The 12,711-nt window shown below is 65.5% G+C and carries 10 protein-coding genes; 6 read left to right on the top strand and 4 right to left on the bottom strand.

Annotation, left to right across the window (positions count from 1 at the left end):
- The first annotated feature begins 45 nt into the window (after positions 1-45).
- Both ACFPN5_RS04670 and ACFPN5_RS04675 read left to right on the top strand, forming a co-directional pair.
- Positions 46-2,235, top strand: a complete 2,190-nt coding sequence (locus ACFPN5_RS04670; protein ID WP_379780597.1) for an ATP-binding protein — start codon at positions 46-48, stop codon at positions 2,233-2,235.
- 69 nt (positions 2,236-2,304) lie between these two features.
- The gene (locus tag ACFPN5_RS04675) at positions 2,305-2,913 is read left to right on the top strand and encodes a trimeric intracellular cation channel family protein (RefSeq protein WP_379780599.1); all 609 of its coding nucleotides are present in this window, start codon (positions 2,305-2,307) and stop codon (positions 2,911-2,913) included.
- 16 nt (positions 2,914-2,929) lie between these two features.
- Here ACFPN5_RS04675 and ACFPN5_RS04680 read toward each other — a convergent pair whose 3' ends face one another.
- Both ACFPN5_RS04680 and ACFPN5_RS04685 read right to left on the bottom strand, forming a co-directional pair.
- Positions 2,930-3,268 carry a P-II family nitrogen regulator gene (locus tag ACFPN5_RS04680; protein ID WP_379780601.1) on the bottom strand — a complete coding sequence of 113 codons (339 nt, stop codon included), beginning with the start codon at positions 3,266-3,268 and terminating at the stop codon, positions 2,930-2,932.
- A gap of 22 nt (positions 3,269-3,290) precedes the next feature.
- Positions 3,291-5,339, bottom strand: a complete 2,049-nt coding sequence (locus ACFPN5_RS04685) for an NAD(+) synthase (RefSeq protein WP_379780603.1) — start codon at positions 5,337-5,339, stop codon at positions 3,291-3,293.
- A gap of 28 nt (positions 5,340-5,367) precedes the next feature.
- On the opposite strand from ACFPN5_RS04685, the gene ACFPN5_RS04690 reads away from it, so the two are divergent.
- Positions 5,368-6,513 (top strand): GNAT family N-acetyltransferase, encoded by a 1,146-nt coding sequence (locus tag ACFPN5_RS04690; RefSeq protein ID WP_379780605.1) that lies wholly within the window; start codon positions 5,368-5,370, stop codon positions 6,511-6,513.
- Here the strand turns inward: ACFPN5_RS04690 and ACFPN5_RS04695 are convergent.
- Both ACFPN5_RS04695 and ACFPN5_RS04700 read right to left on the bottom strand, forming a co-directional pair.
- Positions 6,503-7,030 carry a GNAT family N-acetyltransferase gene (locus ACFPN5_RS04695; RefSeq protein ID WP_379780607.1) on the bottom strand — a complete coding sequence of 176 codons (528 nt, stop codon included), beginning with the start codon at positions 7,028-7,030 and terminating at the stop codon, positions 6,503-6,505. The two genes, ACFPN5_RS04690 and ACFPN5_RS04695, sit on opposite strands and share 11 nt — an antisense overlap.
- Before the next feature lie 11 nt (positions 7,031-7,041).
- Complete coding sequence (locus tag ACFPN5_RS04700; RefSeq protein ID WP_379780609.1) at positions 7,042-7,935, bottom strand: LysR family transcriptional regulator; 894 nt, start codon at positions 7,933-7,935, stop codon at positions 7,042-7,044.
- Between the two features lie 270 nt (positions 7,936-8,205).
- Between ACFPN5_RS04700 and ACFPN5_RS04705 the strand changes: the two genes are divergently transcribed.
- The 3 genes from ACFPN5_RS04705 to ACFPN5_RS04715 all read left to right on the top strand — a co-directional run bounded on the left by ACFPN5_RS04705 (position 8,206) and on the right by ACFPN5_RS04715 (position 12,711).
- Entirely contained in the window at positions 8,206-10,500 is a 2,295-nt protein-coding gene (locus ACFPN5_RS04705) for a TonB-dependent receptor (protein WP_379780611.1), read from the top strand.
- A gap of 105 nt (positions 10,501-10,605) precedes the next feature.
- On the top strand, positions 10,606-11,478 hold the full coding sequence (locus ACFPN5_RS04710) for an alpha/beta fold hydrolase (RefSeq protein ID WP_379780613.1): 873 nt from the start codon (positions 10,606-10,608) through the stop codon (positions 11,476-11,478).
- A 21-nt stretch (positions 11,479-11,499) separates the two neighbouring features.
- A complete protein-coding gene (locus tag ACFPN5_RS04715; RefSeq protein WP_379780615.1) occupies positions 11,500-12,711 on the top strand; it encodes a substrate-binding domain-containing protein in 1,212 nt (403 codons plus the stop codon).

Consider the following 12,711-nt stretch of genomic DNA (forward strand, 5'->3'; position numbering starts at 1 on the left):
TTCCCTTATGACTCGTTCCATGCCGTCCAACATGAGGGGAATTCATTGAGCTTAGTTCCGGCCGAGCCGATGCCCGTTTCCCGCCAGGTTGACCTGGCATCCTGCGCAGATGAACCGATCCACACCCCCGGGTCGATCCAGCCGCATGGCTTTCTCCTCTTCATGGACAGCGACGGCCTGCTCGCGGGCTGGAGCGCGAATGTTCCCCCGCTCCTGCTGCCGTCGCTGCAGCTGGGACGCACCTTCCGCGACTTGTCCCTCCCCGCATCCAGCCTCGAGCTGGTCGCCGACTGCGCCGGATTGCTGGTCGATGGCGAATGCCCGCCTGCGATGGCGGCGGTATCCGTCGAGGGCCGCGATTACGACGCCATCGTGCACGCGACAGGCGGGCGCATCATTGCCGAATTCGAGTTGCGCGCGGTGCCGGCGGACGAGGTCGCTCTGTTCGCAGTCAAGGCGCACAGCTCGATCGAGCGCGTGCGGCGCCAGCGCAGCATCGAAGGGCTGCTGGAAACGGCCGTGCGCCAGGTGCGCGAGTTCACCGGCTTCGACCGCGTCATGGCTTATCGCTTCCGTCCGGACGAGAGCGGCGACGTGGTGGCCGAAGCACGGCGCGAGGATTTGCCTGCCTACCTCGGCCAGCGCTACCCGGCCGGCGACATCCCGGCCCAGGCGCGCCGCCTGTATGTGCTCAATACCTTGCGCACGATCGCCAATGTCGGCTACACACCGGTGCCGCTGCTGGGTACGCCGAACGCAATGCCGCTGGACATGAGCTTTGCAGTGCTGCGCAGCGTGTCGCCGATCCACGCCGAATACCTGCGCAACATGGGCGTGCACGCGTCGATGAGCGTCTCGATCGTCATCAACGGCCGCCTGTGGGGCCTGATCGCCTGCCACCACATGGCGCCGAAAGCCGTCCCTTACGCGATCCGGATGGCGGCCGACGTGCTGGCCCAGGTCATGGCCTCGACCATCCAGAGCATCGAAGCGCGCCTGGACGCCGAGCTGGTGGAACGCGCCGCGCGCGTGCGCACCGACCTCGTCGAGTCACTGCTCACCGCCGAAGAGCCGCTCGATGCCCTTGCCAGTCATGCGCAGTCGCTGCTTGACGCGACCGGCTCGCAGGCACTGGTCTGCCTGCACAACGGCAGAATGGTCTACCACGGCCTGATCGGTCGCGACTGCGCGGCTACCGTCGCCCGCGGCCTGCCCCCCGATGCCAGCGACATGCTGGTGCGCGAGCATATCGGCGAGTGGCCCGAGGAGGTGCAGCCGCTGCTCGGCAAGTGGGTCGGCATGCTTGCCCTGCCGTTCGACCCGCCCGGCGGCGGCTGGTGCCTGCTGCTGCGTACCGAACAGATCGAGCACGTTTTGTGGGCCGGCAGGCCCGAAAAATCGATCGAATTCGGCCCGAACGGTCCGCGCCTGACGCCGCGCGGCTCCTTCGACGCCTGGCACGAGACAGTCGTCGGGCGCGCCCATCCGTGGGAGGCGGCAGTGCTCGACAACGCGCGCCTGACGCTGTCCGAACTCCTGCGCGCCTCGAACGCGCGCCGGGCGCAGACGGAATCGGCCCGTGCCCAGCTGCTGGCCATGCTCGGGCACGACCTGCGCGACCCGCTCCAGTCAATCAACATGGCCGGCACCATGATCGAGCGCGGCAGCACCCAGCCGACCCTGGGACGTCGTATCCAGTCCTCGAGCGACCGCATGCAGCGGCTGATCGGCCAGGTGCTCGACATGAGCCGCATCGACGGCGGCCTGGGCCTGGGCATGCAGCTCGAGCCGCTCGACCTGGCCGCGCTGACCGAGGATGTGGTCGACGAAATGCGCGTGGCCTACCCGGCGATTACCTACGACTACGTCAATCCTGGCCCGGTGATGGTGCGCGCCGACGGCGGGCGCATTGCCCAGGTCTTGTCGAATTTGCTGAGCAATGCGCGCCATCATGGCTACGTCGACACCGCCATCAACGTTGCGCTGTCCACCACCGAAGACTGGGCCAGCCTCGATGTGACCAATGAGGGCGATCCGATCCCCGACGAGTTTGCCGCTTCGCTGTTCAATCCGTTCAAGCGCGGCTCGCTGCACAATCTTCGCAACCGCACCGGCATGGGACTGGGCCTGTACATTGTCGCCACGATCGTGCGCGAGCACCAGGGCGAGATCGCCTACCGCTTCGAGGACGGCGAAGTGGTCTTCAGCGTGCGCCTGCCGCTGGCCGTGACTTGACGCTCCGGCCCTGTTGCTGATGCAGCCGGCATGTTAGGCTAGCAACATGCCAACAGCACGGTTCCCTGCATGACCCTCATCAAGTTCATCGAAATCATGGCCATCCTGGTCGGCGCGTTTTCCGGCTTTATCGAAGCGCGCCGCAAGCGCATGGACCTGGTGGGGGTGTTTACCGTCGCTTTCATTGCCGCCTTCGGCGGCGGCACCCTGCGCGACATCCTGCTCGACCGCCGTCCGCTGTTCTGGGTCACGCACCAGGAATACGCGATCCTGATTTTCGTCCTGGCCCTGATCGCCTCGCCCCTGATCCGCACCCTGCGCCAGCTGGTATCGGAGCGCCTGATCGTGATTGCCGACGCGGTCGGCCTGGGACTGTTCTCGATCGCCGGCGTATCGGCCGCACTGGACGCCGACATGCCCTTGTTCATCGCCTCGATGATGGGCGTGATCACGGGGATTTTCGGCGGCGTGCTGCGCGACATCGTCTGCAACGAAGTGCCGATGGTATTCCGGGACGGGAAACCCTACGCGCTGTGCGCTTTTCTGGGCAACTGGATGTTCCTGCTGATGGGCCTGTACACGAACGTGTCGCACGACTTTGCGCTGTGGAGCAGCGCCTTGTTCATCAGCGTGCTGCGGCTGGTGACCTGGAAATTCGATATTCAAATGGGACGCTGAGCGCCCCACCCAACAATCAAACCGCGTCCGGCCCGGTCTCGCCTGTACGGATACGAATCACCTGCTGCACGTCCTGCACGAAAATCTTGCCGTCGCCGATCTTGCCGGTGCGCGCGGCCTTGATGATCGCGTCGACCACCTGGTCGACGATGGCGTCGTCGACCACCACTTCGATCTTCACCTTCGGCAGGAAGTCGACCACGTATTCGGCGCCGCGATAGAGTTCCGTGTGGCCCTTCTGGCGTCCAAAACCCTTCACTTCCGTGACCGTCAGGCCGGTAATGTTGACGTCGGCGAGTGCTTCACGCACCTCGTCGAGTTTGAACGGTTTGATCACGCAGGTAATCTGCTTCATGTCTGCTCCTTGTTTGAATTCGTTAGTCCGGGATGTTCTTTAAATCGTCGAGCCAGACGGTCGCTTCCGAGTCGCTCGGTGCGCGCCAGTCGCCGCGCGGGGACAGCGAGCCGCCGTTGCCGACCTTCGGTCCGTTCGGCACGCAGCTGCGCTTGAACTGGCTGGTCTTGAAGAAGCGCCACAGGAAGATCTTCAGGTTGCGCTTGATGTCAGCCAGTTCATATTCGTTGCGCGACCCATGCTCGTCCGGCCAGCGGCCCTCGCCTTTCGCGTGCCAGGCCGAATACGAGAGGAAAGCGACCTTCGAGGGCGTCATGCCGTAGCGCAGGATGTAGTAGAGATTGAAGTCCTGCAGCTCGTAGGGGCCGATCACGTTTTCGGTGATCTGGGCCGGCTTGTCGTCGCCTTCCTTGCCGGGGACGAGTTCCGGGCTGATCTCGGTATTCAGGATGTTCAGCAGCACCTCCGCCCCGCCCTTCACGACGGACCCGGTTTCGGCCACCCAGCGCACCAGGTGCGTGATCAGCGTCTTCGGCACGCTGGCGTTGACGTTGTAGTGCGACATGTGGTCGCCCACGCCATAGGTGCACCAGCCCAGCGCCAGCTCGGACAGGTCGCCGGTGCCGATCACGATCGCGCCCAGGTGGTTCGCGAGCCTGAACAGGTGGTTGGTGCGCTCGCCCGCCTGCACGTTCTCGAACGTGACGTCGTACTGCTCCTTGCCTTCCGCGTAGGGGTGGTTCAGGTCGCGCAGCATCTGCAGGCAGCTCGGGCGGATGTCGATTTCCTGGGCCGTGCAGCCGACGACTTCCATCAGTGCGTGCGCCTGCTTCAGGGTTCGTCCGCTGGTGGCGAACCCCGGCATCGTGTAGGCCAGGATGTTCGTGCGCGGCAGGCCGAGGCGGTCCATGGCGGCGGCGCAGACCAGCAAGGCATGCGTCGAATCGAGCCCGCCCGACACGCCAATCACCACCTTCTGGATGCCGCTTGCGGACAGGCGCTGGATCAGCGCCTGGACCTGGATGTTGTAGACCTCGGTGCAGCGTTCGTCGCGCAGTGCGCGGTCGGCCGGCACATAGGGGAAGCGCTCGACTTCCCGGTTCAGGGGCAGCCTGCCTTCGACCGGCAGCGCCAGCGTGCAGCGCTGCACGCGGAACCTGGCCACTTCTTCCGCATGACGGCGCGCCGACTGCGCAAAGGTAGTGGCGCGCATGCGCTCCTGCGACATGCGCTCGAGGTCGACGTCGGCGAAGATGATATGCGACTCGTCGAGAAAACGTGCCGACTCGGCCAGCATGTCGCCCTTCTCGTAGATCAGCGCCTGGCCGTCCCAGGCCATGTCGGTAGTCGATTCGCCGCGCCCGGCCGAGGTGTACAGGTAGGCCGCCATGCAGCGCGCCGACTGCTGGCTCACCAGCTGGTGGCGATAGGTGCTTTTCCCGACCAGCACGTTCGAGGCCGACAGATTCACTAATACTGTCGCGCCGGCCATTGCCGCGAACGAGGACGGCGGCACCGGCACCCAGACGTCTTCGCAGATCTCGACGTGGAAACGCAGCAGCGGCAGGTTCTCGACTTGGAACACCTGGTGCGCACCAAACGGCACGTCCTCGCCGAACAGGCGCACGGCGTCGACCGCGGCGCAATCGGCCGCGCTAAACTGGCGCGATTCGTAGAATTCGCCGTAGTTGGGGAGAAAACTTTTCGGCACCAGGCCGAGCACACGCCCGCCGGCGACCACCGCCGCACAATTGAACAGCTGGTGATTGACCCGCAGGGGCAGGCCCACTACCATCGCCAGGGGCAGGTCGCGTGAGGCCTCGACCACGGCCAGCAGCGCGGCCTCGCAGGCGTCCAGCAGCGCGCGCTGGTGGAACAGGTCTTCGCAGCTGTAGGCGGACAAGCCCAGTTCCGGGAACGCAACCAGTGCCGCGCCTTGGCTCGCCGCCTGGCGCGCCAGGAGCAGGGTCTGCTCGACGTTATAGGCCGGGTCGGCGATACGGCAGCGCGGGATTGCCACGGCCACACGTGCAAAGCCATGAGAGTACAGGTTGAAAAATCGGTCGTTCATCTTGGCCTTTCGCACTTCTTTTCAAGGTATGAAAGCAATTTTGAATTATCGCACGCATATCGTTTCTTCCCTGTCCGAGATCGGCCAGCCCGCCTGGGATGGCCTGCTCGCGCTGCAGGGCGACATGAACCCTTTCCTCTCCTACGCCTTCCTGCACGCGCTGCACGAATCCGGCAGCGCCACGCCCGAGACGGGCTGGCAGCCGCAATACATCGCGCTGTACGACGGCGCGGAACTTGTTGCCGCGCTGCCGCTGTACGTCAAGGACCACTCCTACGGCGAGTACGTGTTCGACTGGGCCTGGGCGGATGCCTACCAGCGCCACGGGCTGGACTACTACCCGAAGCTGCTGGCGGCGGTGCCGTTCACGCCGGTGGCCGGCCCGCGCCTGCTGGCGCGCGATGCGCAGGCGCGTGCGGCCCTGATCGAGGTCCTGGTCGCGACGCAACAGGCCACCAAGGTCTCGTCGACCCACATCCTGTTCCCGCCCGAAGAGCATGCAAGGCAGTTGCGCGAGGCCGGCTTCATGCTGCGCAGTGGCGTGCAGTTCCACTGGCTGAACGCGGGCTATGCGAATTTCGACGAATTCCTGGCGACGCTCGAGCAAAAAAAGCGCAAGAACATCCGCGCCGAGCGGCGCAAGGTGGCGCAGGCCGGCGTGACCTTGCGGCGGGTGCGCGGGGTCGATGCAACGGACGCCGACTGGGTGCTCTTCAACCGCTGCTACCGGCACACCTATGCGGCGCACTATTCGACGCCCTACCTGAACCTGGACTTCTTCCGGCGCATCGGCGCGACCATGCCGGAGAATATCCTGCTCGTGATCGCCGAGCGCGCGGGCCGGGCGATCGCGTCCTCGCTCGTGATCCACACGGCCGACACGCTGTACGGCCGCTACTGGGGCGAACTGGAACACGTGCCCTGCCTGCATTTCGAAGCCGCCTACTACCAGCCGCTCGAGTTCTGCATCGAGCAAGGCATCAAGACCTTCGAGGGCGGCGCCCAGGGCGAACACAAGATGGCGCGCGGCTTCCTGCCGACCCGCACCTTTTCCGCCCACTGGCTGGCGCATCCCTCGTTCGCGGATGCGATCGAACGCTTCCTCGAGCGCGAGGCGGGCGGGATCGATGAGTACATGAGTGAGCTGAACGAGAGGACTCCGTTCAAGGGGTGAAGGCCATTCCAAGCCCGGCGATTGCAGCGTCCACGCGATTCGCCGGCAACACATACCGCCCATACGGCACGCCCCTGATCGGCGGCAGATCGGCGTCGCGGCGAAACCCGATTGCCGTGTACAGCCGCAGCGCCGACGCCATGATCGGGCTGGTATGCAGCCCGACCGCCGGTGCCCCATCGCGCCGCGCGCATGCCAGGCAGGCGGCAACGAGCTGCCGGCCGATGCCCAGGCCGCGCGCCCCGGGGGCAACGACCAGCATCCGGATCACCGACCACTCATCGGGAAAGATCGGGCTGCGCGGCTGGCCGGGGCCAACGTGCACCACCGCGCCCGCAATCTCGCCGCCGTATTCGGCAACGAGCAGATCGCCGCCCGCCGCGAGCTGAGCCATCCGCCCGATCCCGTCGATGAACGACGGCCAATCCTCGTAATGCCCCTCGTACTGGGCAAAAGCGGCGCGGGCCACCGCGTTGACCGCGCCCTCATCATGGGACGTGAAAGAGCGCACCGTCACCCCACCCTCCCCTACACGAACAAGGATGGCTGGCTGTCCGCATAATCGCGCAGCAGGTTCCACACCACCTTCACCCGCCGCAGCCGGTACAGGTCGGTCGGCGCGGCCAGCCAGAAAGAGCGCTCGGCGAAGAAGCCCGGCAGCACGGGCACCAGCCGGCCGTCGTCCGGCACCGCGTACGGCGGCGCCATCATCAGGCCCATGCCGAGCGAGGCCGCTTCGATCTGCGCCGTCATGCCCGAGCAGCACAGGCGCCGGCGCGGGGTGAAGCCGAGTTCGTCCAGGTAGGACAGCTCGCGGCTGGCCAGCCGGTCCTGCACGTAGTCGACAAAATAATGCTGCGCCAGGTCCGACTGCTGGCGGATCGGAGGATGCTTTGCCAGGTAGGAGGGCGAGGCGTACAGGTAGAAGCGGAACGAGGCCAGGCGCGTCACCATGTAGCGCCCGGTCGTGGGCGGATCGAGCATCACGCCGAGGTCCGCCTCCCGGTTGGCGAGGTTCGCAAAACGCGGCAGCGCCAGCAGGTCGATCGTCAGGTCCGGGTTGGCGTCGAGCAGCCCGACCAGCAGCGGCGCCACCACCTTGACCCCGAACACTTCCGGCACGCCGAGGCGCACCACGCCATGCGCCGCCACCTCCGCGCCGCTGAGCTGCTCGGCGGCCGCCAGCGCCGCCCCTTCCATCGCTTCCGCATGCGGCAGCAGCGCCAGCCCCATCTCGGTCAGCTCGTAGCCTTCGCGCGAACGGTCGAACAGGGTCGAGCCGAGTTCCTTTTCCAGCCGGTCGATGCGGCGCGCCACCGTCGTGTGCTCGACGTCGAGACGGCGCGAGGCCCCGGACAGGGTGCCGGCGCGCGCCAGCTCGAGGAAGAAACGGAGGTCGGTCCACTCAGGCAAGGTATTCATCGGCGCACTTGTTTGATATCAAGACGCCATATTGTGCACCAGTGCACATTCCCCCCGCAATCAATTCCCATATGCATGTTTGATCGCGCTTAAATTGTGCACGTGCACCATTTCCCCTATATGCATAACTCCCCATTACAGTGCAGCGCGATGTGCATTAATGCACAAGCGGTTGGCGCGCTGTTATCTTTTCAGCCAGACGGAACCGGCGCACACTGCTCGGCGTGCGAGTCTGATTGCATGAGCCATCCCCAAAATTAGGAGACAAAGATGCGCCTGACGAATAAAAAAATGAAGTTGGTCAACCGTTCCGCCATTGCCACTGCAGCCCTGCTCGCCCTGTCCGGCAGCGCCATGGGTGTCGCCCACGCCCAGGAAGCATCCGGCGCGCCGGCCCCTGCCGGCGAAACCGCAGGCGACGTCCAGAAAGTCGTCGTCACCGCGCGCCGCCGCGAGGAAACCCTGCAGGACGTGCCGGTATCCGTGACCGCCTTCAGCGCCGACCAGCTGTCGAAACAGGGCGTGCCCGACGTCACCGCGCTGGCCCTGGCCCTGCCGAACACAACCCTGAAAGCGTCGCGCGCCACCAACTCCACGCTGACCGCCTTCATCCGCGGCGTCGGCCAGGCCGATCCGCTGGCCGGCTTCGAGTCCGGCGTCGGCATCTACATCGACGATATCTACCTGGCCCGCCCGCAGGCGGCCGTGGCCGACATCTACGACGTCGAGCGCATCGAAGTGCTGCGCGGCCCGCAGGGCACGCTGTACGGCCGCAACACCATCGGCGGCGCCGTCAAGTACGTGACCCGCAAGCTCGCCGCGAAGCCCGATGTGCGCCTGCGCACGACGGTCGGCAACTATGGCCAGGTGGAAGGCGTGGCCACCGCCAGCACCCCGATTTCGGACACCGTCCGCATCGGCGGCACGGTCGCCCGCTTCAAGCGCGACGGCTTCGGCAAGAACCTCTTCACCGGCGCCGAGAACTACGACAAGGACGTCACCGCGCTGCGCCTGTCGGCCGAATTCACCCCGACCCCCGACCTCTTCATCCGCATTGCCGGCGACGGCACCCAGGACGATTCGAGCCCGAAGAACGGCCACCGCCTGATCGTCGGCCGCACCAGCGGCGCGCCGATCCTGTCGAACGAATTCGACACCCGCGCCAACCTGACGAAGGCCCTGGGCCACGACCAGGAAGTGACCGCGCACGGTGTCTCGGCCCTGGTCGAATACCGCCTGAACGACCAGTTCACCGTCAAGTCCATCACTGCCAGCCGCAAGGACAAGTCGTGGGCGCCGATCGACTTCGACTCGCTGCAAGTGGTCGACATGGAAGTGCCGGCCCTGTACAAGAACGAACAGTTCAGCCAGGAATTCAACCTGACCTATACCGGCGACCGCATCGCCGGGGTGGCGGGCGTGTACTACATCGACGCCCAGGCCTATAACAAGTTCGACACCATCCTGGCCGGCGCCGTCCCGACCTCGACCTTCACCAGCGGCGACATCGGCACCAAGGCCTGGGCCGCCTACATCGACGGCAGCTACAACTTCAGCGACTCCCTGTCGCTGTCGCTGGGCGGGCGCTACACGGTCGACAAGCGCACCGCCTCGATCTACCGCCAGATCTTCCTCGGCGCCGGCGGCACGCCTGAAATGGGCAACGCGGCCGCAATCCCGTTCCGTACCGACACCGACCTGCGCAGCGGCCTGGAGCGCGAGGACAAGAAGTTCACCCCGCGCGTCGCCGTCAACTACAAGCTCAATGCCGACCACAACGTCTACGCGTCGTACTCGGAAGGCTTCAAGGGCGGCGGTTTCGATCCGCGCCTGAACATTGTCGGCACCCGCATCCCGCTGGCCGAGGCACGCCGCGGCTACAGCCCCGAAACCATCGAGACGGTCGAACTCGGCCTGAAATCGTCGTTCAACGGCGGGCGCATCACCACCAACACCGCCCTGTTCCACAGCGATTACCAGGACGTGCAGATCCCGGGCTCGATCGCGATCGACACCAACGGCGACGGCCGCGACGACAGCTTCGCCGGCGTCACCACCAACGCCGGCAAGGCCAAGATCCGCGGTTTCGAGTTCGAAACGGTTGCCAACCTGACGCGCGACTTCACCCTGGCCGGCATGTACAGCTACATCGATGCCGAGTACAAGGAATACATCGTCGCCGGCGTCAATGTGGCCAGCCAGCGCGTGTTCCAGAACACGCCGAAGAACTCGGCCAACCTGCGCGCCAACTACGACATCGCGCTGCCTCTCATGGGCCACAACGGCAAGATCTCGCTGATCGGCAGCGTGTCGTACAAGGGCGCCACCAACCAGTTCGAAACCGTGTCGATCCTCGACCAGGAATCGTACAAGCTGTATGACGCGAGCATCGTCTGGACCCGCGCCGACGGCAAGATCCGCGCCGGTATCCATGGCAAGAACCTGGGCGACGAGCGCTACAAGACCGCCGGCTACCTGTTCCCGACCCTGGGCAACGAAGGCACGCTGACGGCCTTCTACGGCAACCCGCGCACGGTATCGGCCACGCTCGAGTACCGCTTCTGATCCTTCGGGAGTAAGGCAGCAGCACGCCATGAACCCGCGCCGCCAGCCGGCGGCGCGGGCACGCCCTTCTCTCGCCCTGACATCAAGAACAACAGGATCCGCAGCGTGTCCAACTTCACACCAATCAGCTTCCAAAGCACCGACGGGCTGGCGCTGTACGCACGCGATTACCCGGCCGCGGCCGGGCCAGCGCGGTTGCCGGTCATCTGCCTGCACGGCCTGACGCGCAACTCGGCCGATTTCGACGAACTCGCGCCCGAGATCGCGGCCCTCGGCCGGCGCGTGCTGGTACCCGACGTGCGCGGCCGCGGCAACTCAGCGCGCGACCCGAATCCGAACAACTACAACCCGGCGGTCTACGCCGGCGATGTCGCCAAACTGATGCACGACCTGGGCATTGCCCGCGCCGTCTTTGTCGGCACCTCGATGGGCGGCCTGATCACGATGACGCTGGCCGTGCGCAACCTCGACCTGATCGCCGGCGCCGTCCTGAACGACGTCGGCCCGGTGCTGTCGATAAAAGGCCTGTCGCGTATCGCCGGCTACGCCGGGCGCTGCAACACCCTGTCGAACTGGGAGGATGCCGCCGGCTACATCAAGGACATCAATGCCTGCGCCTTCCCCGCCAACTCCGACGAGGAATGGGGAAAATGGGCCCAGCGCGCCTTCGCGCCCGACGACTCTGGCAAGCTTGCGCTGCGCTACGACCCGAGTATTGCGCTGCCAATGCAAACAGGTAAACTAAAGCCGACCTCGCTGGCGGCGCGCCTGGCGTTCAAGCGCCTGGCGCACAAGCGACCCGTGCTGCTGGTGCGCGGCGCCCTGTCGGACCTGGTCGAACCCGAGCAGGCGGCATGGATGCGGCGCGCCGCGCCCACGCTGCAGTACACCGAAGTGCCGAACGTCGGCCACGCGCCGATGCTCACCGAACCGGAAGCACTCGACGCGATCCGCGAATTCCTCGCGCGGCTTCCCTAAAACAGCAATACTGGAGACAGCATGAACCATCTGATCAAACCCGCAGTCCGGCCAATCCTTGCTGCCGTCCTGGCCGCCTTTGCCGCAGGCGCCGCGCCCCTGGCGCTGGCCCAGGGCCCGGAGCTGAAGATCGCCCTCATCGCCGGCAAGACCGGCCCGCTGGAGACCTATGCCAAGGAAACCGAGACCGGCTTCATGATGGGCCTGGAATACCTCACCGGCGGCAAAATGGAGATTGGCGGGCGCAAACTGAAGGTCATCGTCAAGGACGACCAGAACAAGCCCGACCTCGGCCGAACCCTGCTGGCGGAAGCCTATGGCGACGACAAGGTCGCCATCGCCGTGGGCACCACCTCGTCGGGCTCGGCGATCGCGATGCTGCCGGTGGCAAAGGAATACAAGAAGGTGCTGATCATCGAGCCGGCCGTGGCCGACGCGATCACCGCCGAAAAGTGGAACAAGTACATATTCCGCACCGCGCGCAGCTCGATGCAGGACGCCATGGCCGCCGCCAGCACCCTCAAGGGCGGCAGCGTCGCCTTCCTGGCGCAGGACTATGCCTTTGGCCGCGACGCCATCAAGGCCGGCAAGGAAGCGCTGACGGCCACCGGCAGCAAGGCGAAGGTCGTGCACGAGGAATACGCCCCGGCCACCTCGACCGACTTCACCGCCCCGACCCAGCGCCTGTTCAACGCCCTGAAGGACAAGCCGCAGCCGCGCGTGCTCGGCATCGTCTGGGCCGGCCCGAACCCGATGAACAAGATCGCCGACATGAAGCCGGAACGCTACGGCATCGCCCTCGCCCCGGGCGGCAACATCCTGCCGGTGATGAAGACCTGGAAGAGCTACGCCGGCACCGAAGGCACGATCTATTACTACTACGCCTTCCCGAAGAACAAGATGAACGACTGGCTCGTTGCCGAGCACACGAAGCGCTTCAAGGCGCCGCCCGACATGTTTACCGCCGGCGGTTTCGCCGCGGCCAGCGCCGTGTTCAACGCGCTCTCGAAAGTCCCGAGCGGGAATAGCGAGCAATTGGTCACAGCGATGGAAGGCATGAGCTTCGATACGCCGAAAGGCCCGATGAGCTTCCGCAAGCAGGACCACCAGGCGATCCAGTCGATGTACCACTTCCGCATCAAGAAGGACCAGAAGAACGAATGGGACCTGCTGGAACTGGTGCGCGAAATCCCGGCCGCCGAGATGCCGCTGCCGATCAGGAACAAGCGCTGA

This window comes from Massilia niabensis (assembly GCF_042655085.1).
In the GTDB taxonomy this organism is placed as follows: domain Bacteria; phylum Pseudomonadota; class Gammaproteobacteria; order Burkholderiales; family Burkholderiaceae_D; genus Telluria; species Telluria niabensis.

Bases quoted from the DNA above. Each gene is read 5' to 3' on its own strand.
- ACFPN5_RS04700 (WP_379780609.1), bottom strand. From the start codon at position 7,935: ATGAATACCTTGCCTGAGTGGACCGACCTCCGTTTCTTCCTCGAGCTG.
- ACFPN5_RS04685 (WP_379780603.1), bottom strand. From the start codon at position 5,339: ATGAACGACCGATTTTTCAACCTGTACTCTCATGGCTTTGCACGTGTG.
- ACFPN5_RS04705 (WP_379780611.1), top strand. From the start codon at position 8,206: ATGCGCCTGACGAATAAAAAAATGAAGTTGGTCAACCGTTCCGCCATT.
- ACFPN5_RS04715 (WP_379780615.1), top strand. From the start codon at position 11,500: ATGAACCATCTGATCAAACCCGCAGTCCGGCCAATCCTTGCTGCCGTC.
- ACFPN5_RS04675 (WP_379780599.1), top strand. From the start codon at position 2,305: ATGACCCTCATCAAGTTCATCGAAATCATGGCCATCCTGGTCGGCGCG.
- ACFPN5_RS04680 (WP_379780601.1), bottom strand. From the start codon at position 3,268: ATGAAGCAGATTACCTGCGTGATCAAACCGTTCAAACTCGACGAGGTG.
- ACFPN5_RS04690 (WP_379780605.1), top strand. From the start codon at position 5,368: ATGAAAGCAATTTTGAATTATCGCACGCATATCGTTTCTTCCCTGTCC.